Below are 24,660 nucleotides of genomic sequence, written 5' to 3'. Positions count from 1 at the left end.
AATCTTGCAGGAATACACCCTGCCATCTTTGGCTGATCCTGAGCATCAATAACTAGCGTCAACGCATCAGCCATATGAAAGGTGCGTCAACGATGACCATTCTTGAATACCTCACAGGCCTGGCAATCATCCTCGGATCCCTGATGGGCACCATGGGGCTCGCGGCGGCGGTCATGCGCCACAGGCAACGCCACTAGTCGGCCGGAGGCCTGGCCTGCAGCCACTCGTGGAACGTCTGGCGTCCGACGGCGGCGTCCGCCGCCGGGACCAGATCACCACGGCGCATGGCCAGACCCATGGCGCCGGGAGCCCGGACCTTCACCACCAGCTTCCGCTGCCCGGGTTTGCGCAGGTATTCGCGGACCAGATCCGCGAGCAGCTCCCGGCGGGGACCGCCAAGATCAGCAACCCGCCCGCGGGGACCCTGTTCTGCCGCGATCACCAGCGCCTCAGCCACTTCCCGCGCCGCGACCGGCTGGGTGATCATCTGTGGAACCAGGACCACCGGGCCAATCGAGGCCGCGTGGATGGCCATCGGCACAAACTCGTGAAACTGGGTGGACCGCAGGATGGTCCACGGCACTTCTCCGTGCCGGACGGCATCCTCCTGCGCGAGCTTCCCGGCGTACAGGCCCGAACCAGCCCTGTCGATGCCTACGATCGAGAGCGCAACATGGTGCCGTACTTGGGCTGTTTTCTCAGCCGCGAGCAGGTTTCGGGTGGCAGCGGCGAAAAAGTCCACGGCCTTTTTGGTGGAGAGCGTCTGGATCCCGGAGACATCAATCACGGTGTCCACACCGCGCAGGGCTTCGTTGAGCCCGCGGCCGGTGAGCAGGTCCACGCCTTCTGATCGGGTCAGGCTTGTCACCCGATGTCCGCGGTCCCTGGCAATGGCCACCACATGTTGGCCAACGGCCCCGGTACCTCCTGGAACGGCAATATCCATGCTCAAATCCTATGGCGCATCCCGCAGGTGGCCGACGGCACCTGCTGACCCACGCGGCACTACGTCCAGATGTAGGACCGGAGGGGACAGGAATGGTCACTGCTACACTCTGCTCATGATCGGGCTTCCCCTCGCGGGAGACGGGCTGGTGCACGCTGGCCTGTTAGGGCTGGGAATCCTCGCAGCCCTGCTGTTCTACGCCTATGAGAAGCGCCGGCGCGGCCTGTCCGACCCACGGCTGTGGCCCATTGCCGGTTTCGCTATTGCCTTCGGGGCCATCGGCTCAAGGGTCCTCACGTGGGATGTTTCCCGTCAGGTCTCCTTGGCGGACTGGTGGGGCAACGGGGACCGCAGTATCCTCGCGGGCCTGGTGGGCGCGTGGTTCGGCGTCCATTTGGGTAAACGGCTGACAGGTTACCGCGAGTCCACCGGGGATTTGCTTGCGCCCGCGGTCGCCTTGGCGCTGGTCATCGGTCGGGTGGGCTGTCTCCTTACGGAACTGCCCGGCACCCCGACTGGGGGTGCGTGGGGGATATCGCTCACGCCCGGGCAGGCTGCGATGTTGGGCGGACCGCCCGGGGTAGGGCTCCACCCATCCTTTGCCTATGAAATCGTGTTCCACCTTGCAGCATTTGCCGTGATGTGGCACTTTCGTGACCGCTTGCCGCGTCCTGGCGACCTCTTCATCTGTTACGTGACCTCCTACGCCTTGTTCCGGTTCGGAGTCGAGTTCGTCCGGGGCAACGAGGTGCTCTGGCTGGGGATGAGCCGTCCCCAGTGGTTCCTTCTGGTGATTCTCCCCCTGCTGTTCTGGCGGATGCTGCGGGTATTCGGGAAACCACTCCGCCCCGAGTTGGAAGGAAGAGTGGCATGAGCGATGACAACCCCGAAGAAGCCTGGAGCCCGCTGCCACCGCCCCGAGAAGAGGAGCCGCCCCCTGAACCAAGACGCGGCTCCATGGTGCTCGGCATCCTGCTGGGGACTGTTGCCCTTTATGCCCTCTATTTCGGGACAACAGCTGGTATCGCTCCGGATGAAGGGTACAAGACCTTCCTCGCCGGGCCTGCAGTCTTCATTCCAATCGGCGCGTACCTGGCGATAGCCGGTGCCCTGGCAATCCGGCCACGCACCTCCCGCTGGGGTGCGGGGCTGTTGATTGGACTGGGGATCTTCATCCTGCTCGGCGGCGGGATCTGCGTCATGGCCCTCTCTCAGATGAGTAGCCGGATATGAATCCGTCCCCATTTACTTCCCGGCACGCGCTGCCCGGCCCCGGCCAGCCGCTGCGCGGGGACCGCATCCACCGGTACGTCACAGCATTCTGTCCCCACTGCCACGAGACAAACCCCCCGCTCGCGCAGGTGCGGCGCCTCTCCGGTGCGCTACTGATCCGCGATGGCCGGGTCTGGCTCGAACGCGGCTGCCCGGACCACGGCCTCGTCAGCACCTTGTACGACGAGTCTCCGGAGATTCTGCGCTACCTGGAGAAGTGGCAGGCGCCGACCAAACAACACATCCCGGACCAGGCCGGCAATTACCGCCAGGTACCGGAGGCTTACGCCTACGGGCTGCCCGCCATGCAGACGCAGCACACGTGCATCCTCCTGCAGGACATCATCGAGCACTGCAACCTGCGCTGCCCCACCTGCTTCACCGCCTCCGGCCCCCAGCTGCAGGGAGTGGCGCCGCTCAGCGAGGTGCTCGCGAATATCGACACCCGGCTTGCCCGCGAAAACGGGCGGCTGGACGTGCTGATGCTCTCCGGCGGCGAGCCCACACTGTATCCCCATCTGTCCGAACTTCTGGATGAGCTCGTCGCCCGGCCGATCGTCCGGATCATGGTGAACAGCAACGGGATGCTGATGGCCACCGACGATGAACTGCTTGCACTGCTGGCCAGGCACCGGGACCGCGTGGAGGTGTACCTCCAATACGACGGACCGTCCAAAGAAGCATCCATCCACCACCGCGGGGGAGACCTGACCCGCTTCAAAGACATGGCCATCGCACGCCTGTCCGAGGCAGGTGTTTTCACCACCCTGACGATGACAGCGACACTCGGCGTCAACGACGGTGAGGTCGGCGCCGTCGTCATGAGGGCCTTGGAAACCCCGTTCGTGGGTGGGGTTGCGCTTCAGCCAGTGTTCGGTTCAGGGCGCGGCCACGGCATCGACCCCCTGGACAGACTGACCCATACGGGGGTACTCGAACGGCTCGCGGAGCAGACCGGAGGTGTGGTCTCATGGCACGACCTGACAGCCCTCCCGTGTTCACATCCGCACTGCGCGTCCGTGGGCTACATGCTGAAGGACGACTCGGGGGTCTGGCGTTCGCTGACAGCCCTCATCGGGCACGATCAGCTGCTCGCCTGGCTGGAACTTAATCCTGACAGCATCGCCAACCGTATCGCAGACAGCGCGATCCCGCTCGAGCTGCGCACCCTCATGAAGTCCTCCCTGCTGGACCTGTTAAGCGAGCAGGCCTCGCTGTCCCACCCGCGGACAATGGATCTTTGGAAGAACATCTGCACCCAGTGCGACCTCGGCATCGGCACACTCACCACACTGGCTGCCGGCAAGCTCCCGGGCCAACAACAGCGGCTGCGCCGGCTCCTCGCCGAACGGATCACCCGCATCATGGTCAAGCCCTTCATGGACATCTCGACCATGATCGAGGAACGGCTCACGCAATGCTGCGTCCACGTGGGAACCAAGAGCGACGCCGGCGATCACCAGTGCGCCCCGTTTTGTGCTGTTCAGGCCTGGCCGGCCCTGGCCAGGCAACGAATGAGCACAGCCACGGGCCGCGAACTTCTCCCGGTCCGCCAGGTCTTAGTCAGCGACAGGGAGGAATGATGAGTTCCGCTTCTGATGCGCGGCGTATTGCAGCCGGGCCATCGCCGTCCAAGCTCGTGCGCTCGAAGGTCGCAGGCCAACACGGACACAGTCCTGATTCTGAAACGGATCCGGAGTCACCGCCGACTTTCGATCCGCTGCGGCTCTGCATCTTCGCCACCATTGCCCTCCTCGGCTGGGCGGCCGGTCCCGTGGCACTGGCCGTGTTCGCTGCAATCGGATTCGCAGGATATTGGAAAGCGCGACGGAGGGGCCTGACGAGGTCAAACTGCTACCTCCGCGATACGAGGCTGGTCCTGGCCTACCTGGGCATCCTGTTAGCGGCTGGGTTATGGGGTATATATTCGCTGGCAGCTCAACTGTTCGGCTTTTAGAACCAACAACAGGGGCACTGTTCGGGGCTACCGCCGGATCCGTCAGAAGTCCCGGTCCAGCGTCCCGGTCTCGGCGGCCGGCGTCGCTGAGGAGGCGACGCACGCGCTGCCGGTGACGGACGCCGTCGGGCTCCACACCATGGCTGCAGCCGTGGAAGAGGTGCGCAGGCCGCCGTTGCTGCTCGCCGTCGCGATCACTATGGATGAGTCTCCTCGAGAGCTTCCATGTTGTCTGAACAGCCCCTAAGCTTGGGGGCTGTGCCCCTTGTCCCGCAGCCCGTGTCCAAACCGAATTCACCCGGCTTCGCTAAAACAGCCGAAGAGGCCCGTGCCTGCATGGCGGAGGCCAGATGCGATGGCAGTCCGCCCCGTGCCCTTAAAGCCATGGCATCCGTTTTCCTTGCGTTGTTAGCACTGTCTTTGACCCCTGCTCACGCCGATGCTGTCACTGACAGCCCACCCTTACCGGTCCCCTCTTCTCATCCGTCCTCCTCTGCTCTACCCGAAGGGGAACAGCGATACATTGTGCACTATGGCAGCGATGTGAATGCAGAAGCGGAGTCCAATTCTCTCCAAGAGAGAGGGATCGAAGTCAAAGAGACGCTCTCTCATACGATGAAAGCTTCAGTGGTTGTAGCGACCTCCGATGAGATAGAGACACTGAAGAAATCAGTAAACGTAGCATCGGTTGAACTGGACACCCCTGTCTCAATCACCGGCTCCACGTCCATCTGGGGGCTTGATCGAATAGATCAACGAACTGGAAGAGACGGCCAATTCGCTATGGGTAATGAAGGCGCCGGGGTAAATGTCTACGTTGTGGACACCGGGCTCTACATGTCGCACTCCGAATTTACCGGCAGGGTTCCTGCCAGCTGGACGGGCATCAGTGATGGCAATGGGGTCAATGACTGTAACGGACACGGGACGCACGTCGCCGGAACAGTCGCCGGAACAACCTACGGTGTTGCCAAAAAGGCCGCTATCATTCCCGTCCGAGTGGTCGAATGCGATGGTAGCGGCTGGAACTCGACAGCCATAGCAGGAGTCGACTGGGCGGTTGCACACCACGTTGCCGGCCAGCCAGCAGTTATGAACCTCAGCATTGGTGGTTTCACCAGTTCCTCCTTTGACCAGGCTGTTCAGAGCGCGCTAAATGACGGCATCACGGTAGTTGCAGCCGCAGGTAACGACGGTGCGGATGCCTGCAATTCTTCTCCTGCCCGAATTCCGGCTGCCATTACCGTTGCGGCGACAGACATCAATGACGCTCAGGCATCATGGTCCAACTACGGTTCATGTGTGGACATTCAAGCGCCGGGAGTGTCCGTCAGGTCGGCTTGGAACGATTCTTCTACCGGCTACAACACTTTGAGCGGCACTTCAATGGCTGCCCCTCACGTTTCTGGTGCGGCGGCTATTATGCTCTCCCGAGACCCCGCACTGTCTCCCGCACAGGTTCACCAGTCAATGATCAATAACGCTACAACAGGTGTAATTAGTGCCAACAAAGGTGGAACGCCTAACAGGTTGCTCTTCATCCCCGGTACGCCTCCTGTTCCTCCCTCCTGCTCGAATCTCCAGCCAGGGGATGCCTGGGCTGGGGTAGGTACACATTGTGGGCTCCAGGGATCGGCAGCTTCTACTCTCGCTATAACTGAAGGCGCCCCGGGGCCCGCCTCCGCTGTAACTACTCCTGAACTTCCTGCTCCTGAGGGTCCCGTTACGGCTCCCGCACCCTCACCTGCACAACAGGCGCCTGTGCGGACTGATGCTCCATCTCAGGAGGTTGCAGCCACTTTCGCCCGGCTTGTGCCTGCTGCTGGCAATGCGGCCCAGGAAGCAGCTGCGGCAAAACCTGAAGTGATTTCACCTGAGGCTATGGCGGACGAAGTGACTAAAGAAGCTGAAACGACACCCTCGGAAACGCCGTCGTCAACAGCGATGGTGACCCCGCAAGTGAGCGCGACTTCTGCTGCCTCACCAGGTGGTGTCACCTCCTTGACTCCTGTTGGCGGTACATACGAGGGTGCTTCGGAAGTTCGTGCCGTCGCCGGAGCGGATAACCCTGTCTGGGCGATCACGACCGGGGCATTTATGGCCGTGATTGGTGGAGCGGCCATTACCGGAATGGTTAGGAGACTGGCAGCCGCAAGACGCCAAAGATCAGGATGAGAAACATTGGTGTATGCCGTCGATGGCGTCAACGGCCTCACCGATGCCGGAGACGATTCCTGCCCTGGACTCCACGGCGACCCCAACATCGCCAAGGCAACCCGAGGCGCACGCAACTACCCCAGCCAAGACCTACAACTCGCCGGCATCACCATCGCCTGAACGACTTTGCAGGAGCCCTGGAGCATGGCCCGGGTTTGGCTGGCCAGACGCGGGCGGCTCCGACACAATGAAACCTGGTGTTGCGCAGATCACATTCGTTGCCTACCCTGAATGAGGCTGCAGAGGCGCGGCCATTGGCCGCAGCGTCGCGGCCTCCCCGGCTGCAGCGTCGCAGCCACGCAAGGAAGGCTTGATTATCTTGTCCGAAAAGCTCAGCATTCTTGTCCGTGTAGATCTCGACCACGCGAAGGCCCAGGTTCTCGCCAAGGGCCACGTCACCATCCACAGCATCCAGGCCCTCTACGTTGTGGTGAAGCGCGCCAACGCTTTAAAGCACAACCTCGATCTGGAATTGGACGTGCGGGACGCCCGCGTCGACCCCGAAGCCCTGCGGCAGCTGCAGGCCTGCTCCGAGACTCATCACCTGCCCGCCAGGATTGACCCGCAGCAGACCCACTGCACGCTCAGCATCCTGGCACCCCGGCGCGTCACCGCGAAGGCCACCGAGTTCAGCCACGTCGCAGCCTGACCCGCTCACCCTTTAGCGGAGGGCCGCCGTCGGGGGTTATCCGACGGCGGGAAGACCGCCGGCCAGTTCCGCCGCCGCGGCGAGGGTCCAGCGGTCGCTCTCCGGATCGAAGAAGACCACCATGGATGCGTCGGCTTCGCGGGCCTCGTCTAGGGCGAACAGCAGGGCATCCTCCAGATGCTGCGCGTGCTCCAGCCGTTCGGGAAGCGTGCCCGGAAGACCGCCGTCGTCAATGACGACGTGGGCCTTGCCGTCCACGATGACCTTCAGCGCAAAACCCTGGTCCTCATGCAGGGACCCCCGGGTGGACGCGATTTCCGTGACTTTGTCGGCCCGGACCAATCCGTTGTTGATGGTGCGGATCCACACTTCACCCATGAGACCTCCTTGGCGGTGAGGGGCAGGCGGGAGCGCCCCACAAGGCAAACGTTAGTCCTCGCAGGGCCGCTTGTGACCCCCTGAAGGCTGGCGAATTTCCGGCGGCATAGGATAAATCTGATGACTTCGCCAGGGACCCCGCAGCCGTTCAACTTCCGAGGCATCACCATACCCGCCTTCGGGCCGGCGCTGCTGTTCTGCATCGGCGAAGGAGCGGTCCTCCCGGTGGTGGTCCTCTCGGCCCGCGACCTCGGTGCCTCAGTGGCAGTCTCCGCGCTGATCGTCACACTGATCGGGCTCGGTTCCTGGTTCTTCAACCTGCCCGCGTCCCTCATCACGCTCAAGTTCGGCGAACGCTGGTCCATCGTCGGAGCCGCCGCAGTGGGCGCCCTGGCGCTCGTGGCCGCTGCGATGTCCTCCCTGATCCCCAGCGGACTGTGGCTGCTCGCAGTGGCGATGATCGTCGTCGGAATGGCCGCAAGCGTCTTCAGCCTGGCTCGGCAGAAGTACCTTACCGAGGCCGTGCCTGTTCAGTTCCGGGCGCGGGCGCTGTCGACGCTGGGCGGGGTCAGCAGGATCGGCATCTTCCTCGGCCCGTTCCTTGGTGCCGGCGTGATGCAGTTCGCCGGGATCGCCGGAGCGTACTGGGTGGGGGTGGTGGGCATGGCCGCGGCCGCCGTCTTGGCGGTCACCATCCCGGATCTCGTCGTCCCCCCAGCGCCCGACGGCGGCCACAAGGGTCCGGAGCCGACGCTGCGGAATGTGGCCGTGTCGCATTCCCGCGTCTTCCTGACGCTGGGTGTGGGGGTCCTGCTGCTGAGTGCGCTGCGCGCGTCCCGCCAAGTGGTCATCCCGCTGTGGGCGGACCACCTGGGCCTGGATCCGGCCCAGGCTTCGGTGATCTACGGGCTGTCCGGGGCGATCGACATGCTGGTGTTCTACCCGGCCGGCAAGGTGATGGACCGCCGCGGCAGGCTCTTCGTGTCCATCCCGTCCACCATCATCATGGGCATCGCCATGCTGCTCATTCCCTTGACTGCGTCCTTTGCCGGGCTGCTGCTGGCCTCACTGCTGATCGGGTTCGGCAACGGCATCAGCTCCGGCCTTATCATGACCCTCGGCGCCGATTTCTCGCCCGACCGCGGCCGCGGCCAGTTCCTGGGGCTGTGGCGGTTCATCGCCGACGCAGGCTCCACCGGCGGGCCCGTCCTCCTCTCCGGAGTGACGGCGCTTTTTACGCTGGGCGCGGGTGTCTCGGCGACAGGGCTGTTGGGGTTCGCGGCGGCTGGTGTGTTCGCAGTTGTGCTGCCGCGGCTGAAGCACCGGCGGAATTACTAACTTTGATTTACAGTTGATTTGACGAAACCGCAGGTCAGATGGCTGTTTTCTTGAGTAAACCTTGACGGGTTCCCCCCTGAAGTCCTGATTTAGGACATGCATTGTTGTTTTCAGCAAGAAGACCACGCAAGCAAAGCCTTAGGGAACACACCATGAAGAACATGACACTGATCACCGGATCCGCAGCCATCGCACTGGGCGGGGCTCTGCTGCTGGGCGGCGGCGGCACACTGGCCAACTGGAACGCAGAAGCCACAACCACCCCGGGCACCATCGTTTCCGGCAACCTGAATCTGGTGAACTCCACCGCAGGCACCTGGAAGGACCGCAACGGTGACGCGGTCACTATCGCCACCTACAAGGTAGTGCCGGGCGACAAGCTCACCTTCACGCAGGACCTGCCCGTCACCCTCGTGGGAGACAAGATGGCCGCCAACGTCGCCACCACCGGCATCACCGCCACCAACGGCTTCACCCCTGCCAATGTCTCCGTTTCCGCTCCGGTGCTGACGGTCGGCGGTACGGCTGTAGCAAACCCGCTGAAGCCCACCGGCTCCGCCCAGACGGTGACAGCCACCATCACCTTTGAATTCCTCTCCACGACCGCCGGCCGCGCCGACGTGGGTGTTTCGTACAACTTCAACAGCGTTGCCTTCCAGCTGACGCAGGTCACGCAGTCCGGCCTGTCCTAGTCGGAGATTGGCGGTTGGCCAATCGGCCAACCGCCAGGCTGGAAAGATTAGGATCAGGACCAGGAGGAACAATGCGGATCCCGCGGATGCTGCGAACCGGTTTACTCATCGCAGCAGCGGTGGTGCTCGGACTGCTGACAGTCCAAGGCACCTACGCCTTGTGGAACGCCAGCACCACCGCTGCCCCGGGAATCGTCTCCGCTGCTTCGTTTGATGTCGCCCTCACCGCGAGCCCCTCGGGGCAGGTGACCAACATGACCCTCGCCGGAGGACAGGCAGGAAGCCTGAACCTTACGCAAACCGCTACAGTCTCGCCAGGAAACTCGGTCTACGCCAACGTTGCAATCACCAACGGCAGCAACGCCGGCGGAACCTTCAACGCGACGCTCACCGTTGGCCAGGCAACCCTCGCCAACGTCAGCAGCGGCGTCCTGGCCCAGTACCTCACGGTCAGCGCCAAGAATGTCACCTCGACCGCACAATGCGCCACAACCACCGGATACACGGCGCTGACACCAGCCGGGCTGACGTCAGCGTCCGTCCCCAAGTCCACGAGCACCGTGTTCTGTTTCCAGGTCAGCCTCAGTTCCACCGCCCCGTCCACCGTGAAAGGCCAAGCCGTGAACATCACCCTTCCGATCACCGCCCGCCAGCTCTGCGGGGTGCCCAGTGGCTGCTGATCTGTACTTCGCAGGCGGCCGCGGTTCAGGCTTCGGCTCCACCCGATCGGACTCCGCCGGCAGTGAAGGCTCCAAGCCTGCCGGCAGTGTTTTCTGGGCCGCGGCCTGGCGGGTGCTGAACCTGGTGGTCATGATGATCGCCGTGTTCGCCGCATTGGTGCTGGTTGTGGTTCCCCGGGCCACAGGGTCCCAGACCTACACCGTTCTGACTAACTCCATGGCGCCCAAGTTCCCGCCCGGCACGTTCCTGGTGATGAAGCCCGCGGCCTTCGACGAACTCTCCTACGGGGACGTCATCACCTTCCAGATGTACTCAGGCCGGCCCGACGTCGAAACGCACCGGATCGTGGGCTTTGGCGCCACCCAGTCGGGGGACAGAACCCTCGTGACCAGGGGCGACAACAACGGTGCCAACGATGCCGAACCGGTCACCGCCCCACAGGTCACCGGCAAGCTGTTCTATGCGGTTCCATACGCGGGATTCGCCGCCAATGCGCTGGGCAATGTGGACCGCGACCTTTGGACCAAGCTGGCCGCAGCCGGCCTTATTGGGTACGGCGCCACGGTGGTCTTCAAAGCAGTGCGCAAAATGCGTAAGTGGGGCACCGGGGCGGAGCCGGCGGCGTGAGTGAACTCCGCAGCCTCCAGGTGCCGGCCTTGGCCGTTGGAGCCTTCGCCCTCACAGTTCTGCTTGGCCTGGGCGGCGGCCCCGCGGCGGCGCTGTGGCAACAGTCAGCCGCCGCCACGATGACCGTGACGGCGAACGGCAGTTGGCCCGGGCCCGCCATCACCTCCATCACCTGCTCAAACACCTCCTCGCAGAAGGAAGCCACCCTCAGCGTCACCGTGCCCTCGGCGCCAGCCACACTGACCTACGCCGCGCTCCAGGCCGACGGGAGCTATGGGCCCACCTATTCCGTGGCCACTACCATCAACTCCACCACGACGCCAGGCACCATTACCCTTGCTGGAAGCTCGCAGATCGTGGTGGACGGCGGCGCGGCCACCCTACTGACAGTGCGCGTCACTGCCACATACACCACAGACCAGACACAGGCCTCTGCTAACTACACCCTGAAGGTGGAATCCAAAAACCAGAAGGTCTATTGCTAGGCAACCAGCCTGCGAAGGCCTGTGCGGCCGCAGTGGTGCCGTCAGCGCCTCGGCGAGTCCCGCCGTCGTGCGGAGTACGCGAACAGCGACGTGGTGGCCACGGTGGCCAGGTATCCGGCAATCACAATGAGTGAGATGCCGGCCCAGAAGTAGTTGGTGGTGCTGTCCTCCTGGAGCGGACCCGGGGCGATCTTGGCCAACGAATACACGGCAACCCCCGCCGACACGAGCCCGATCACCACCGGCAGTGTGAGCCAGATCTTGGCCGAACCCACGTGCGTGCCAAGGCCGTCCCATACGTTCCACGCCGCGCCATTCCGGATGATCAGCCAGCCTGCGGGGATCATAAAGGCGCCCACCAGGAGGAACGCTGCGACGACGTCGGCCGGGCGGTGCCACTGGTTGATCAGCGTGGAGACGCCGGAGGCGATGGCGAACGTGCCGCCCACAAACCCGGCCATCGGACGCCACCGCGGCGAGGCCATCAGGAAAACCGCCGCCGCAGCCGACGCCGCCAGCGTGGTGTGCCCGGACGGCAGGGAATTCAGCTCCAGCGTCACCACGCCCTTGTCCGGACGCGCGGGCAGTACTTCCTTCAGGACCTGCGTGGCGATATTCGCCCCGATGCACGCGGTGACTGCAATCCCGGCAGCCGACCACCGCCGTCGGATCACCGTGACAAACAGGACCACGACGGCGGCCACCACCAGTGAGATGGTGGGCAGCCAGTCCAGGAACTCGGTGGCTGCCTTGCCCGCGGGTCCGTAGATGTCCACAGCCTCAACCAGCGCGGATTCATCGATGAACTGGCCCGTGCTGGTCTGGACGAAGTAGTAGTAGGTGGCGATCAGGCCCACAATGCAGGCGAGCCAGGCGAACGCGAACATAAAGCCGGAGCCCGGGGTGGGGCGGGCAGGGGTCCGCGGTGGTGCCTGGCGTGGAATGGTCATCGGTTAAGGGTGTCACAGAAAACTGGGAGGACCCGCAGGGCTGTTTCGTGGCCCCAGACTGGCCGAATTGCGTAACTTTTGGGCATTCGCCGCAGGCCGGACCGCGAGCGCCAGCAGCACGGATGTGACACTTGACACGTGTTAGGTCAGCGCCATAAGCTACCTGACACGCTTAGCGGTTCATGCTGGGTTTCCTCCCGCGTGCGGTATTTCCAGCAGTCTACCTAACGCGTGTGAGGTGCGCCCGGACCCGGGGTAGCGGCGTTCGGGAGGCGCGGGATGCTGGCCGCCGCGACCAGCAGTGCCAGGGCCCCGAGACCGAACGGCAGGGCGGTGAGGGTGGCGATGCCGCCCACCAGCAGCGGCCCGCCGGCGTCGCCGAGTTCACGGCCGAGCTCCGCCGAACCCATGGTCCGGCCCATGCGCTCCGGCGGCGTGGTGTCGGCCAGATGCGCGAACCCGAGCGGCGTGGCCAGGCCGACTCCCGCGCCAATGGCCGCCGCGGCAATGAACAGCGTGACCGGACCCGGGGTGAGGGCGATGAGGGCGACGCCCGCGGCGGTAAGGAGGAGCCCCGCCGTCGTCCCTTTGTTGTCGCTGATGCGGTGCGCGTCGCGCATCCTGCCGATCCAGGGCTGGGTGAGCACCGAGGTGATGGCCAGGACGCTGACCGCGGCTGTGCCGGCAACCGGGCCAAGGCCGTGCCGCGTGGCGAGGGCGGGGATGAACCCGATCGCCGCGCCGAGCGCTCCCGTCGAGGCCGCTAGCACCAGCGTCGGCACGAGGAAGCGCCGCTCCGTGACCTGGCGGCCAAGGTCCAGAACGGTGTAGCGCTGCCGGGGGAGCGGCGGCAGGTGGGGAACGGACACCAGCACCCACACGGCGGTGCCCGCCGCCAGCACCGAGAGGGCCCCGAACAGCAGGGCAAACCCGCCCGCGAGGATCAGTCCGGCACCCAGCAGGGGGCCGATGACGTAGCCCAGGCTCTTCCAGGAACCGTACCGGCCGAAGTAGGTCCCGGCTTTCTTACCCGCCGCCAGCCGCGCAACCATCGCGGACGATGCCGGCGAGAAGGCCGAAGCCGCAGCGCCCTGCCCCAGCCGCGCCAGTCCAAGCATCAGGGGATCCGCCGCCCAGAGGCCGATCAGCGACAGCACCGCGAAGGCCAGGAGGCCGCCGACTATGACGGGTTTGGTTCCGATCCGGTCGCTCAGGGCGCCGAAGACCGGCTTGAGGAAGACCTCGGAAACGTCGTACAGGGCCAGCAGGATACCCAGGTTAAGCAGCGTCAGGCCGATGTTCTCGCTTTGCGCGCCCATGCCGGCGGCGATGCTGTGGGCGCCGAACGCTGTGACGAACCCGGCCGCGTACAGGGGGAGGGTTGACGCCCGGGCGTAGACCACCGGTGCCGGGGCGCTCACGCGTGCACTTCGAGACAGGGCGCCGGTTTTAGGGAAATCACACCGCAAAGCGTAACAACCGCCGATAAGGGTCGGATAGCTCGTCTGCACCCAGTGCCACTCAGATGAAAGTCGAGTACCGACTACTGATGCTTTCGGCCTCCACGTGCGAATAGCTTCGAGTGGGGGACTCACGGGACGTCCATCGGTATACCGCTTCTTGGGGCAGGAAGGACAGTCATGGCGCCGGACGACGGCAACGCCCTGCCCCTCCTGGATCCGGCAGTGCTGGACAGGCTGCGCACCGAGCTCGATGACGATGACGGCGTGTGGAAGGTGTTCGTGCAGAACTTCATCGAGCACCTGCCCCTCCGGACTGAAAAAATGCGGCTGACCCTTACCACCGGTGACCTGGCCGGCGCGATGGATGCGGTCCTGAGCCTCAAGACTTCCAGCCAGATGGTGGGCGCGGAACGCCTGGCCGGACTTGCCATGGACCTTGAACGGTCCCTTCGCGAAGAGACCGTCGATGCTGAGCCTGCCAGGGTCCTGCCCCGGCTGGCAGCGGACCGCCTCCGGGAGATCATTCGCTGCGCCCGGCAGACCACCCATATCTTGCAGAGATGCCTGCACTCCGCCTGAAGCCGGGTTCAGCTAACGCTGCAGAGACCAGCGCGGACCTTGCCGCGCTTGTACAGTGAAGGGCATGCCCGCTGATGCCGCCCTGCCGCCTGCCGCCTTCCCCGCCCTGGACGAACTGCTCGCTGCTGCGCACGTGGTGAGCCTGCCCATGCGGGTGAAGTTCCGCGGCATCATGGAACGCGAAACCCTGTTGCTGCGCGGCCCGCACGGCTGGGGCGAGTTTTGCCCGTTCCCCGAATACGCCGATGCCGAGGCTTCCCGCTGGCTAGCCGCCAGCATCGAGGCAGGCTGGGCCGGCTTTCCGTCACCCGTCCGTTCGGTGATCCCCGTCAACGCCACCGTGCCCGCCGTTTCCGCGGACCGCGTGCCCGACGTCTTGGCCCGCTTCGGCCGGGTGGATGCCGTCAAGATCAAGGTGGCCGAATGCGGGCAGACACTCGATGACGACGCCGCCCGGGTCGCCGCCGTCCGTGCCGCCCTGCCCGACGCCGCCATCCGCGTCGACGCCAACGGTGGCTGGGACGTGCCTACCGCCGTGGCGGCACTCACCCTGCTCGCCGCCGCCGGGCTTGAATATGCCGAGCAGCCCGTGCCCACCATCGAGGGGCTCGCCGAGGTGCGCCGCCGGCTGCGCGCCGCCGGAACGCCGGTGCTGATCGCGGCCGACGAAAGCGTGCGCAAGGAATCCGACCCCCTACGCGTGGCGCGGGCTGGCGCGGCGGACCTGCTGGTTGTTAAGGTCGCGCCGCTCGGGGGAGTGCGGCGCGCGCTGGACATCGTGGCGCAGGCCGGCCTCCCCGCCGTCGTCAGTTCTGCGCTGGACACCTCCGTGGGGATCCGCGCCGGGCTGGGGTTGGCGGCTGCCCTGCCCGAGCTGCCGTACGCGTGCGGGCTGGGGACGGTGTCGCTGTTCGCCTCGGATATCACGCTGGATCCGTTAGTGGCCGACGACGGCGCCATCCGCCTCCGCGACGTCACCGCCGACGCCGGGCTGCTGGAGCGGTTTGCGGCTTCCGCCGAACGCCGCGACTGGTGGCTGGCCCGACTCGGCCGCGTCCACGCCCTCCTGGCTTCCTGACGCTCTCTCACTTAACGTGGGCTTTTTACGAACGCTCTCGCATATCTCTGCAGGTCATCGCCGGTTCACCGGAACTTCACCCGGCGGACGGCTGAGCGTCGGAACCGGCTGACAGGGTGGCCGGGACCCGATCGTAAATTTGGAGGCACCCCTTGTCTGAAACGACAGCCCGCAAGTTCACCCTGCTGCCCATGCTCGGCCACACCAAGGGCAAGCGCAGTGCCGTCACCTGCGCCTTGAAGTGCGACAACGCCTGTTCCGGCGATGTCTGCAACACCAGCGCCAACAGCTATTTCCGCGACATCGCGTCCGCCAGCATGTCCCGCCGCGCCGCCCTGGGCTTCGGCGCCGCCGGTGCGCTCGCCGTCGTACTCGGCAGCGCCATTACCTCCGCGGAACCGGCCGTTGCCGGCGGTCCCGGACTGGCGCCCGCCGCCAAGGAGGGCTTCGCGAAGTCGAAGCTGAAGTTCACGCCGATCGCTCCGGTGGACGCCGCCGTCGACGCTTTCACGGTGCCTGAAGGCTTCACCTGGCAGCCCGTGATCCGCTGGGGCGACCCGATCTTCAACGGCACGCCGGACTTCGATCTGAACAACCAGACGGCCGCCGCGCAGGAGAAGCAGTTCGGCTACAACAACGACTACACGGACATCCTGGAGATCCCGAACAGCAAGGGCCGCCGTGGCCTGCTGTTCGCCAACCACGAATACACGAACGAGAACATCATGTTCCCGGCCACCATGCCTGCCGCCGACGTCCGCGCGGTGGGTGCCGCAGCGCACGGGCTGAGCGTCGTCGAGCTGGAGCGCAAGAACACCACCAAACCGTGGACCTACGTCAAGGGCGCGCCGCTGAACCGCCGGTACCTGAACAATACGGTCTACGAACTCACCGGTCCGGTTGCCGGCTCCCCGCTGGTCAGGACCGTCGCGGACCCGAGCGGCCGCAAGATCAAGGGCACCCTGGGCAACTGCTCCGGCGGCACTACGCCGTGGGGCACCATCCTCTCCGGCGAGGAAAACTTCAATGGCTACTTCGTCTCCCCGGGCACGTCCGTTTCTGACAAGCGGTACGGCCTCTCTTCCAAATCCACGGCCCGCAAGTGGGAACTGGACGAGCCCCGCTTCGACACCCGCAACGCCGGCTACGAAAACGAAACCAACCGCTTCGGCTGGATCGTGGAAGTTGACCCGTTCGATCCCACGTCCACCCCGAAGAAGCACTCCTCGCTGGGCCGCTTCAAGCACGAGGGCGCCAACGTGATCGTGGCCGATTCAGGGCATGTGGTGGCCTACATGGGCGACGACGAACGCTTCGACTACCTGTACAAGTTCGTCTCGGCCGGGAAGTACCGGGAGGGCGACCGAACGCACAACATGACGCTGCTCTCCGCGGGCAACCTCTACGTCGCCAGGTTCACGGGCAACTCACCGTTGGAGGAGATTACCGGAGCCGGCAACGTGCCCGCCGACGGTTCCTTCGACGGCACCGGCGAATGGCTGCCCCTGGTGGTGGACGGCGCCTCCGCCGTGCCCGGCATGACATTGGAAGAGGTCCTGGTCTACACCCGCCTCGCCGCCGACAAGGTGGGCCCCACCAAAATGGACCGCTGCGAGGATGTGGAACCGAGCCTCCTCACGGGAAAGGTCTATGTGGCCTGCACCAACAACTCGGACCGCGGCAAGGTTGGCAAGGAAGGCGCCACGGAGATCAACCCGCGCAACGCCAACCGCGACGGCCACATCGTGGAAATCACCGAGGCTCCCGGGCAGATCGGCACCGCGTTCACCTGGAACCTGCTGATGGTCTGCGGCGATCCCGCCACCGGTGACGTGACCTACTTCTCCGGCTTCCCGGTGGACAAGGTCTCGCCGATCTCCTGCCCGGACAACCTCGCGTTCGACTCCGTTGGCAACCTGTGGATCTCCACGGACGGTGCCCCCGCCGGCATCGGCAAGGCCGACGGCCTCTTCAAGGTCACCCTCGAAGGAGCCGAGCGCGGCAAGGTGGAGCAGTTCCTGGCCGTGCCGAGGGAAGCGGAAACCTGCGGACCGATCGTCCACGACGAGGAGCGGAACGTGTTCGTGTCCGTGCAGCACCCGGGTGAAGACGGCTCGTTCGCGGACCAGCACTCCTTCTTCCCGGACTACGTTGCAGAAGGCACGACGCCGGCCCGCGGCCAGGTGCGTGCGCCCCGTCCGGCGGTAGTCCAGGTGTTCCGCGGCTGATTCCTTTACGTTGCTCTATCACTTTTGGTCCCTTTGCCGGCCTTTTAGGGACTGTAAGTGATAGAGCAACGGGTGGTAGACGGGAGAGCCGGGACATACTGGCGTCCGCAGGATGGCAAACTGGTTCGGTGACTTCCCTGAACTCCCTCGCCGCCGCGCGGATCGCCGTCGACGCCCTGATCGACGGCGGAGTCCAGTTCGTGGTGGTCTCGCCCGGATCGCGTTCCGCCCCCATGGCCTACGCCCTGGCGGAGGCAGAAGCGGCCGGCCGCGTGGACCTCCTGGTCCGGATCGACGAACGTTCCGCCGGCTTCACGGCCCTGGGCCTGGCGCTGTCCACCGGCTCCCCGGCGGCCGTCCTCACCACCTCAGGCACCGCCGTCGGGAATCTTCTGCCCGCCGTGATGGAGGCCAACCACGCGGCCGTGCCGCTGGTGGTGGTGTCCGCGGACCGGCCAGAGGAAATGCAGGGGACCGGCGCCAATCAGACCACCATCCAGCTGGACCTGTTCGGCGAGCACGTGCGCTTCGCCGCCGACGTCCCGGCCGGCAGCAGCCCGCAGCGCGCCGTGGAAACGGCACTGGCCGCGGCCACGGGTGCGTTTTCCGAGTTCGCGCCAGGGCCGGTCCAGCTGAACCTGGCGTTCCGCGACCCGCTGGTCCCAGCACCGGAAGAGGAACTTGCGGCGGCGGCCGGGCACTCCAGGTTCCGGATCGGCACCGACCCGCTCACCATGAATCTCCCGCCCGCGCCGGCCTCGCTGGAGGAACGGCGCACCGTTGTGCTGGCAGGGCACGACGCCGGGCCCGTCGCCGAGGCGTTCGCCCGCTCACACGGCCTGCCGCTGCTCGCGGAGCCGTCCTCCAACGCCCGGTTCGGCCCCAACGCTGTGGGCCCATACCGGCTGCTGCTGGAACACTTCGGACCGTCCGCGGCACAGCCCATCGAACGGGTGGTGATGTTCGGCCGGCCCACCTTATCTCGCCCGGTAGCTGCGTTGCTGGAGCGGGCCGACGTGCCGTCCGCGCTCTACCAGCCACTTCCTGTGGCCTGGTACCAGCCGGGCCGGCGCACGGAACTTCCGCTGGAGAACCTGGCCGACCTCGCGGATTTCGCCGGCCGCGGCCCGTCCGACTGGCTCGATACCTGGCTGCTGGCCGGGGCCGGAGCGCAGCACGCACTCGACGGCGTCCTGGCCGCCGAGCCCGCCGCCACCGGACCCTCGGTGGGCGCCCTGGTCTGGCAGCATGCCCGCGGCCAGTTGATGCTGGGCTCCTCCAACGGCATCCGCGACGTTGACCTGGCCGGCCTGCCCGCCGCCGAGCCAGCCGCGACGGTGTACGCCAACCGCGGCCTCGCCGGGATCGACGGCACCATCTCCACCGCCACCGGTGTTGCCCTCGGCGGCCGCCAGGACACCACGCTGCTGTTGGGTGACGTCACTTTCCTGCACGACGCCGGCGGCCTGCTCCTCGGTTCGGGCGAATCCGAACCCGGGCTGCGGATCGTGGTGCTGAACGACGCCGGCGGTGCCATCTTCGATCTGCTGGAGCACGGGGCCGTGCGTGAATCCGGACGCTACTCCGACGCCGTCGAACGGCTCTTCGGCACCCCCCACACCGTGGACATCGCGGCACTCGCCGCAGCGTACGGCGTCGGGCATTGCTCGGTAAGTACGACGGCGGGACTCGCCGAGGCGCTGGCCGCACCGCTGAAGGGGCGCAGCATCATCGAAGTCCGCACGGACCGCGTTGGCCTCCGCGCCCTGCACGCCCGCATCAAGGCCGCCGTGGCCGCCGCCGTCGGCCTATAAGAAGCAACGCGGGGTCACTTACGGCCCATCATGTACTGCATAATGGGCCGTAAGTGACCCCGCGTTGCTCGAGTCAGAGGTTGATTGGATCAGAGGACCCGGCTCAGGAACTCCTTGGTGCGGGCGTGCTGCGGGTTGGCCAGAACTTCCCGGGGATCGCCCGATTCGACCACAACGCCGCCGTCCATGAACGTCAAGCGGTCGCCCACTTCGCGGGCAAAGCCGATTTCATGGGTCACCACGATCATGGTCATGCCGGACTTGGCGAGGTCCTTCATCACGTTCAGGACGTCGCCCACGAGCTCGGGGTCCAGGGCGGATGTGGGTTCGTCGAAGAGCATCAGTTCCGGGTCCATGGCCAGAGCCCGGGCAATGGCCACGCGCTGCTGCTGGCCACCTGAAAGCTGCGACGGGTAGTGGTCGGCACGGTCCGCCAAACCAACTCGGTCCAGGAGTTCCAGGGCCCGCTTCCTGGCGGCAACCCGAGACTGGCCCCTGACCTGCATGGGCGCTTCCATGACGTTATACAGGGCCGTCTTATGCGGAAACAGGTTGAACCGCTGGAAAACCATGCCGATTTCCCGGCGCTGGGCCGCGATTTCCTTCGTTTTCAGGTCGTGGAGCCGGCCGTTGACCTCGCGGTAGCCGATCAGGTTGCCACCCACGGAGATGCGCCCGGCACTGATGGTCTCCAGCAGGTTCACGCAGCGCAGCATGGTGGACTTGCCCGAACCGGACGGCCCGATCACCACGGACACCTCACCCTGGTTGACGGTCAGATCGATGCCGCGCAGCACATGGTGGTGACCGTAGTACTTGTGCAGGCCCTCGATCTTCACCAGCGGTTTCTCGGCGGTGATGGTCATTTTGGGTCCTCCTCGGGGAAGTCCATCCGCAGGGCGGGCTCGGCGGTGGCGCTCGGAGCCGCTGCGGCAGCTGCCTTGGCGGCCGCCGGGTTGATTGCTGCGGGGGCCAGGTTGTCCACACCTTTGCCGTAGTAGGCCTCGATGAAGTGCTGGCCAACCATCAGCAGGCTGGTGATCACCAGGTACCAGATGGCCGCCACGATCAGCAGCGGAACAGGCAGGTAGGTCCGGTTGGCCAGCGTATTGGAGGCGAACGTGAGATCCAGCGTGAACGGTACGGCCAGGACCAGGGATGTGGTCTTGAGCATGCCGATGGTCTCGTTGCCGGTGGGTGGAACAATGACGCGCATGGCCTGCGGCAGGATGATCCGCCACATGATCTTGGTTTTGCCCATGCCCAAGGCCTCTGCGGCTTCCATCTGGCCGCGGTCAACGGACTTCAGACCTGCCCGGAAGATTTCGGCCAGATAGGCCGATTCGTTTAGGCCCAGTCCCAGGATCGCGGCCGCGAGTGCCGTGACCACGGTGCTGGTGTCCAGGCTGAATAACTCGGGTCCAAAGGGGACTCCCGCGCTGATCTTCGGGTACAGGACGGATACCAGGCCCCAGAAGATCAGCTGGGTGTACACAGGCGTGCCCCGGAAGAACCAGACCCACGCCCAGCTGGACCAGCGGAACACGGGGTTGTCCGACTGGCGCATGAACGCCAGCAGGATCGCCAGCACAATGGCCAGGACCATTGACGCAACGGTCAGTAGCAGGGTCCAGCCGACGCCTTGGACTACCTTGGTGTCCAGGATGTAGGTCCCGACGATGTCCCAGCGGAAGTTCGGGTTGGTCACCAGGCTCTGCAGGAAGAGGACCAGGGCGCCAAGGATGATGATGGCGCTGATCCAGCGGCCAGGATGCCGCACCGGTACTGCTTTATTCAGTACCGGTGCTTCGGGAGGGTGGTGTTCCATTAGGGGACCTGCTATTTGGTCGGTTGCGGTCACGTTCAGGAGACGGCCGGGTTGACTTCGGACTTGGTGATGGCGCCGTCCGCGTTGCCCCAGCCGTCCAGGATCTTCTTGTAGGACCCGTCCGCGATCAGTTTGGTGACCGTCTTCTGGATTACGTCCGCCAAGGCCGTATCCGCCTTAGCTACGGCGATGCCCTGCGGCGCGGCGTCGTAAACGGCGCCAAGCCGTTCAAGCTGGCCGTTCGTCTGGGAAAGGGCGTATCCAATGATGGGGGAGTCCGCTGCCATGGCGTCAATGCTGCCGTTGACCAGACGGGTGGTGACGTCGGTCTGGTTCTTCAGCGTGATGATATCGATGGCCTTCATGCCGGCGTCGGTGCACTTCTTGTTACGGGCGGCCAGGTCCGGATCTTCCTGGACGGTTCCGGTCTGGACGCCGATTGACTTGCCGCACACGTCATCCATGGAGAACTTTTTGGGGTTGCCCTTCTGGACGGCCCAAGCAGTTCCGGCATTGAAGTAGCTGACGAAGTTTACGGCCCCAAGCCGCTCAGGGTTGATCGTGAAGGAGGAGATGCCCAGATCGTACTTCGGGCCGAGGGCGGGAAGAATACCCGTGAATTCGGCCGTCTGCACCTGAACCTTGAGGCCCAGGGTGGCGCCGATTGCCTTGGCGATGTCGACGTCGTAACCCACCGGCGTCTGTCCGTCCGGGCCGAGGAATTCCGCCGGGGCGTAAGAGGTGTCCGAACCGATGGTCAGTGTCCCTTTGGACTTGATTGCCGCCGGAACCATGGCGGCCAGCGAATCATCTTTGGTGATGGTGGACGGATCGAAGCTGGCTTTGGCGCTGTCGGAATCCGTTGATGTGCTGCCGGGCGTGGCATTCTGCGACGCGTTGGTGCAGGCGGAAAGCGCGATGGCGCCAATGGCGAGGACCGTCATGGCCTTGAGTTTGGAGGTGCCCAAAGGCTTGCGGGAAATCAGCATATTCTTACCTTTTGTTGCAGGAGGGATTTTTTCCTAAGCGGCTAATAGCGTACCGCCGAAAACGAGATGTGCGTCACAGAAAACTTTGTTTCACTATTGGATAACTTTGTACCCCAAAGCGCAAGGGTTTTTTGACGGTGAGTGTCTGGAATTTTAGATGCCCGCCCAACTAGGTCGCAGTTAACGCTGTGCAAACGCGATTTCGCTACGTTATCTGCGAGTCAGTTGGGAGGCTGGGCAGTGGATTAGGTGCCGCCGAAGCCCAGCGACTCCAGCATCGGCCGGAACTTCGCCCAGGTTTCCGCCAGCTCGGCTTCCGGCTGGGAGCCGTCAACTATGCCGCAACCGGCATATAACCGCACGGTATGAGGATCTTCGATCACGGCTCCGCGCAGGGCGATGCCCCACTCGCCGTTCCCGGCCGCATCCAGCCAGCCGACCGGTCCCGCGTACGGGCCGCGGTCCAGGTGTTCAAGCTTGCGGATCAGGGCGCCGGCTACCAGCGTGGGTGTGCCGCAGACCGCGGCGGTGGGGTGCAGTGCATTGATCAGCGCGAGGCACGTGGGCACATGGCCCTCCACTTCGGCGAGCTCCGCCTTTACGTCCGACGCGAGGTGCCACACGTTCGGCAGTTCCAAAATGAAAGGCTCGTCGTGGGCGTTCATGGCCTCGGAAAATGGTGCCAGCTGTGACGTCAGCGATTGGATCGCGATCTCGTGCTCGTGGCGCTGCTTCTCGGACCCGGCGAGCACCCGCTCGGCATAGTCCATGGGAATCCCGGCCTCGCCGTGCGCATCGCGGCGGTCCAGCGTCCCGGCCAGAACGCGCGCCTGGGCTGTGCGCCCCTCCACCTGGATCAGCATTTCCGGGGTGGCGCCCACCAGCCCGTCCACGCCATAGGTCCAGCATTCGCGGTACCGCACGGCCAGCTCGCGCAACACCTGCGCGGCGTTCACGCCCGATGGCACCGTGGCCACAATGTCCCGTGCCAGCACCAGTTTCTCCAGCGCACCGGTCCGGATCTCCTCCACACCCGCGGCCACTGCGGCCATCCAGTCTTCCTCGCTGAGCGAGCCGGTGTGCAGGGTGGCCCCGTCGGCGGAAGGCAAAGGACGCACGACAGCGCCGTCCTCCTTCGACGTGAGTGCGACGGACGTGCCGTCCCCGGCAGCGCCGGACTCACCCACGACGCCGGGCTCACCCACGCTGCCACCGCTCAGCCAGCCGTCCAGCGCGGCGAGTGCGCCCGCTTCGGTGAGTTCGCCGTCGTCGAACGTTAACTGGGTGAGCCAGTACTGGCCGTCCCGGACGCCCACCACGATTTCCGGCACGATCAGCCGCGATACATGGGTGGACTTCTTGGAGAATGCGAAGGAGCCGAAAGCCACCGGGCCGGTGCCGGGCAGCTCCACGGAGTCTGTGATGTCCGCTTCGAGGACCTGGTGGCGCCACCAGATGTCGGCCTCGAGGAAACGCTCAGGGCCGGTGGCCGTGAAGCGGGCGATCTCGCCGAAGCCCACCAGGCCGGCTTCGCGGCGGGTCCAGCAGAGGACGTCGTCCCGGACCAGGAACTGCGGCAGTCCGCCGTCAGATGCGTTGCCATCCAGGTGGACTGTGAGGGTGCGGAACGTGCTCGTCATGATGAGACAACATTACTCCCGCGTATGCGGCGCGGCCGCGTTGGGCCGTGCCGGTCGCAGTGGGGGAGCGGAAAGGACGCGCCCGCGAAGTCCCGGACTTAGACCCGGGCCGGCCGGCCGGTGCGTCGCTCCGGCCCGGAAGGGGCGGAGAACAGGTCCGGCCGTGCCGCGCGCATGCTCGTGACGTCGTCCAGGATGAAGCGCAGGTGGCTGCGCAGGCCGTCTTCCGCAGCCGAAAGGTCGCCGGCGAGGATCGCGTCCAGCACGTGCCGGTGATCGGCCGCGTATTCCGTGATGCCGCGGTAGCCGCTGAGCCCCAGGTAACGGGCGCGGTCCAGGTGGCCCTTGGCATTGGAAACGGTGGCCCAGGCTGTTTCATGGCCGGCGATCGCCAGCAGGGACCGGTGGAAGTCCTCGTCCAGCGGGTAGAACTCCTCGCGCGTCCTGCAGGCGTCCTGCCGGTCCAGGAGTTCGTAGAGTGCGGCCGCGGCTTCAGGGGTGATGTTGCGGGCGCAGTCAGCCAGCGAGGCGACTTCGATGGCCTCGCGGATGAACTGGGCCTGGGCCACGATGTCCGGGTCCAGGTAGGTCACGTAGGTGCCGCTCTGCGGGCGGATCTCGACCAGGCCTTCCTGCGCGATGAGCATCAGGGCTTCCCGGATGGGCTGGCGGCTGGTGCCCAGGTGGTGCGCGAGTTCGTTCTCGGAGAGGAGCGTCCCGGGAGCGTTCTCGCCGGAGATGATGCGCTCACGGATCTGCGCATACGCCATCATCCGGGCGGAGATGCGCGGGGTGGTATCGGGGACGGCCATGCTTCCACAGTAGCTGTGCTGCCCAGTCCGGGCACCG

Annotated in this window: 25 protein-coding genes; 15 read left to right on the top strand and 10 right to left on the bottom strand. The window is 65.3% G+C overall.

Going from position 1 to position 24,660, the window contains the following annotated elements; translation table 11 throughout:
• Positions 1-193: 193 nt before the first annotated feature.
• Positions 194-946, bottom strand: coding sequence for an NAD(P)H-binding protein (locus ACQCSV_RS16030; RefSeq protein WP_354156356.1), 753 nt, complete (start codon positions 944-946; stop codon positions 194-196).
• Between the two features lie 115 nt (positions 947-1,061).
• Here ACQCSV_RS16030 and ACQCSV_RS16025 point away from each other — a divergent pair, with 115 nt between their 5' ends.
• The 3 genes from ACQCSV_RS16025 to ACQCSV_RS16015 are packed head-to-tail and all read left to right on the top strand — an operon-like array spanning position 1,062 to position 3,801.
• Positions 1,062-1,820 (top strand): prolipoprotein diacylglyceryl transferase family protein, encoded by a 759-nt coding sequence (locus ACQCSV_RS16025; RefSeq protein ID WP_354156357.1) that lies wholly within the window; start codon positions 1,062-1,064, stop codon positions 1,818-1,820.
• Positions 1,817-2,179, top strand: a complete 363-nt coding sequence (locus tag ACQCSV_RS16020; protein WP_354156358.1) for a hypothetical protein — start codon at positions 1,817-1,819, stop codon at positions 2,177-2,179. Before ACQCSV_RS16025 ends, ACQCSV_RS16020 begins: the two co-directional genes overlap by 4 nt.
• Complete coding sequence (locus tag ACQCSV_RS16015) at positions 2,176-3,801, top strand: radical SAM protein (RefSeq protein WP_426938777.1); 1,626 nt, start codon at positions 2,176-2,178, stop codon at positions 3,799-3,801. The genes ACQCSV_RS16020 and ACQCSV_RS16015 overlap by 4 nt, the downstream gene beginning before the upstream one ends.
• Before the next feature lie 416 nt (positions 3,802-4,217).
• Here the strand turns inward: ACQCSV_RS16015 and ACQCSV_RS16010 are convergent, their stop codons facing one another.
• Positions 4,218-4,373 (bottom strand): hypothetical protein, encoded by a 156-nt coding sequence (locus tag ACQCSV_RS16010; RefSeq protein ID WP_426938776.1) that lies wholly within the window; start codon positions 4,371-4,373, stop codon positions 4,218-4,220.
• Positions 4,374-4,718: 345 nt separating this feature from the next.
• On the opposite strand from ACQCSV_RS16010, the gene ACQCSV_RS16005 reads away from it, so the two are divergent.
• The 3 genes from ACQCSV_RS16005 to ACQCSV_RS15995 all read left to right on the top strand — a co-directional run bounded on the left by ACQCSV_RS16005 (position 4,719) and on the right by ACQCSV_RS15995 (position 7,041).
• Positions 4,719-6,350, top strand: coding sequence for a S8 family serine peptidase (locus ACQCSV_RS16005; RefSeq protein WP_426938775.1), 1,632 nt, complete (start codon positions 4,719-4,721; stop codon positions 6,348-6,350).
• Between the two features lie 6 nt (positions 6,351-6,356).
• Positions 6,357-6,512 (top strand): hypothetical protein, encoded by a 156-nt coding sequence (locus ACQCSV_RS16000; RefSeq protein ID WP_354156362.1) that lies wholly within the window; start codon positions 6,357-6,359, stop codon positions 6,510-6,512.
• Between the two features lie 190 nt (positions 6,513-6,702).
• Positions 6,703-7,041 (top strand): hypothetical protein, encoded by a 339-nt coding sequence (locus tag ACQCSV_RS15995; RefSeq protein ID WP_426938774.1) that lies wholly within the window; start codon positions 6,703-6,705, stop codon positions 7,039-7,041.
• Between the two features lie 36 nt (positions 7,042-7,077).
• On the opposite strand, the gene ACQCSV_RS15990 is transcribed toward ACQCSV_RS15995, so the two are convergent.
• On the bottom strand, positions 7,078-7,419 hold the full coding sequence (locus ACQCSV_RS15990; protein ID WP_354153181.1) for a hypothetical protein: 342 nt from the start codon (positions 7,417-7,419) through the stop codon (positions 7,078-7,080).
• Positions 7,420-7,539: 120 nt separating this feature from the next.
• On the opposite strand from ACQCSV_RS15990, the gene ACQCSV_RS15985 reads away from it, so the two are divergent.
• The 5 genes from ACQCSV_RS15985 to ACQCSV_RS15965 all read left to right on the top strand — a co-directional run bounded on the left by ACQCSV_RS15985 (position 7,540) and on the right by ACQCSV_RS15965 (position 11,242).
• Positions 7,540-8,757 (top strand): MFS transporter, encoded by a 1,218-nt coding sequence (locus ACQCSV_RS15985; RefSeq protein WP_426938773.1) that lies wholly within the window; start codon positions 7,540-7,542, stop codon positions 8,755-8,757.
• Positions 8,758-8,909: 152 nt separating this feature from the next.
• Positions 8,910-9,449, top strand: a complete 540-nt coding sequence (locus ACQCSV_RS15980) for an alternate-type signal peptide domain-containing protein (protein ID WP_354153183.1) — start codon at positions 8,910-8,912, stop codon at positions 9,447-9,449.
• A gap of 71 nt (positions 9,450-9,520) precedes the next feature.
• Entirely contained in the window at positions 9,521-10,129 is a 609-nt protein-coding gene (locus tag ACQCSV_RS15975; protein WP_354153184.1) for a SipW-dependent-type signal peptide-containing protein, read from the top strand.
• On the top strand, positions 10,119-10,757 hold the full coding sequence (locus ACQCSV_RS15970; RefSeq protein ID WP_354153185.1) for a signal peptidase I: 639 nt from the start codon (positions 10,119-10,121) through the stop codon (positions 10,755-10,757). Before ACQCSV_RS15975 ends, ACQCSV_RS15970 begins: the two co-directional genes overlap by 11 nt.
• Entirely contained in the window at positions 10,754-11,242 is a 489-nt protein-coding gene (locus ACQCSV_RS15965) for a hypothetical protein (protein WP_354153186.1), read from the top strand. Before ACQCSV_RS15970 ends, ACQCSV_RS15965 begins: the two co-directional genes overlap by 4 nt.
• Before the next feature lie 41 nt (positions 11,243-11,283).
• Here the strand turns inward: ACQCSV_RS15965 and ACQCSV_RS15960 are convergent, their stop codons facing one another.
• The gene (locus ACQCSV_RS15960) at positions 11,284-12,192 is read right to left on the bottom strand and encodes a phosphatase PAP2 family protein (protein ID WP_354153187.1); all 909 of its coding nucleotides are present in this window, start codon (positions 12,190-12,192) and stop codon (positions 11,284-11,286) included.
• 224 nt (positions 12,193-12,416) lie between these two features.
• Positions 12,417-13,613: an MFS transporter gene (locus ACQCSV_RS15955; RefSeq protein ID WP_426938772.1), complete on the bottom strand. Its 1,197-nt coding sequence runs from the start codon at positions 13,611-13,613 to the stop codon at positions 12,417-12,419.
• 219 nt (positions 13,614-13,832) lie between these two features.
• On the opposite strand from ACQCSV_RS15955, the gene ACQCSV_RS15950 reads away from it, so the two are divergent.
• The 4 genes from ACQCSV_RS15950 (at position 13,833) to menD (ending at position 19,354) form a co-directional block, all read left to right on the top strand.
• Positions 13,833-14,234: an Hpt domain-containing protein gene (locus ACQCSV_RS15950; protein ID WP_354153189.1), complete on the top strand. Its 402-nt coding sequence runs from the start codon at positions 13,833-13,835 to the stop codon at positions 14,232-14,234.
• A 64-nt stretch (positions 14,235-14,298) separates the two neighbouring features.
• Positions 14,299-15,312, top strand: a complete 1,014-nt coding sequence (locus ACQCSV_RS15945; protein ID WP_354153190.1) for an o-succinylbenzoate synthase — start codon at positions 14,299-14,301, stop codon at positions 15,310-15,312.
• A 152-nt stretch (positions 15,313-15,464) separates the two neighbouring features.
• Positions 15,465-17,540 carry a PhoX family protein gene (locus tag ACQCSV_RS15940; protein WP_426938771.1) on the top strand — a complete coding sequence of 692 codons (2,076 nt, stop codon included), beginning with the start codon at positions 15,465-15,467 and terminating at the stop codon, positions 17,538-17,540.
• Between the two features lie 128 nt (positions 17,541-17,668).
• A complete protein-coding gene (gene menD / locus ACQCSV_RS15935; RefSeq protein WP_426938770.1) occupies positions 17,669-19,354 on the top strand; it encodes a 2-succinyl-5-enolpyruvyl-6-hydroxy-3-cyclohexene-1-carboxylic-acid synthase in 1,686 nt (561 codons plus the stop codon).
• A gap of 89 nt (positions 19,355-19,443) precedes the next feature.
• Here the strand turns inward: menD and ACQCSV_RS15930 are convergent, their stop codons facing one another.
• The 5 genes from ACQCSV_RS15930 to ACQCSV_RS15910 form a co-directional block, all read right to left on the bottom strand.
• Positions 19,444-20,220, bottom strand: coding sequence for an amino acid ABC transporter ATP-binding protein (locus ACQCSV_RS15930; RefSeq protein ID WP_354153193.1), 777 nt, complete (start codon positions 20,218-20,220; stop codon positions 19,444-19,446).
• A complete protein-coding gene (locus ACQCSV_RS15925) occupies positions 20,217-21,182 on the bottom strand; it encodes an amino acid ABC transporter permease (RefSeq protein ID WP_354153194.1) in 966 nt (321 codons plus the stop codon). The genes ACQCSV_RS15930 and ACQCSV_RS15925 overlap by 4 nt, the downstream gene beginning before the upstream one ends.
• A 35-nt stretch (positions 21,183-21,217) precedes the next feature.
• Positions 21,218-22,171 (bottom strand): ABC transporter substrate-binding protein, encoded by a 954-nt coding sequence (locus ACQCSV_RS15920; RefSeq protein WP_354153195.1) that lies wholly within the window; start codon positions 22,169-22,171, stop codon positions 21,218-21,220.
• A 245-nt stretch (positions 22,172-22,416) separates the two neighbouring features.
• A complete protein-coding gene (locus ACQCSV_RS15915) occupies positions 22,417-23,811 on the bottom strand; it encodes an isochorismate synthase (RefSeq protein WP_426938769.1) in 1,395 nt (464 codons plus the stop codon).
• A gap of 98 nt (positions 23,812-23,909) precedes the next feature.
• The gene (locus ACQCSV_RS15910; protein WP_426938768.1) at positions 23,910-24,623 is read right to left on the bottom strand and encodes a GntR family transcriptional regulator; all 714 of its coding nucleotides are present in this window, start codon (positions 24,621-24,623) and stop codon (positions 23,910-23,912) included.
• Between the last annotated feature and the right edge of the window lie 37 nt (positions 24,624-24,660).

Origin of the sequence: Pseudarthrobacter sp. S3 (assembly GCF_050156905.1) — a bacterium.
Lineage (GTDB): Bacteria > Actinomycetota > Actinomycetes > Actinomycetales > Micrococcaceae > Arthrobacter.
The sequence above is the reverse complement of the archived record's forward strand: the minus strand, read 5'-3'. Positions and strand labels throughout refer to the sequence as shown.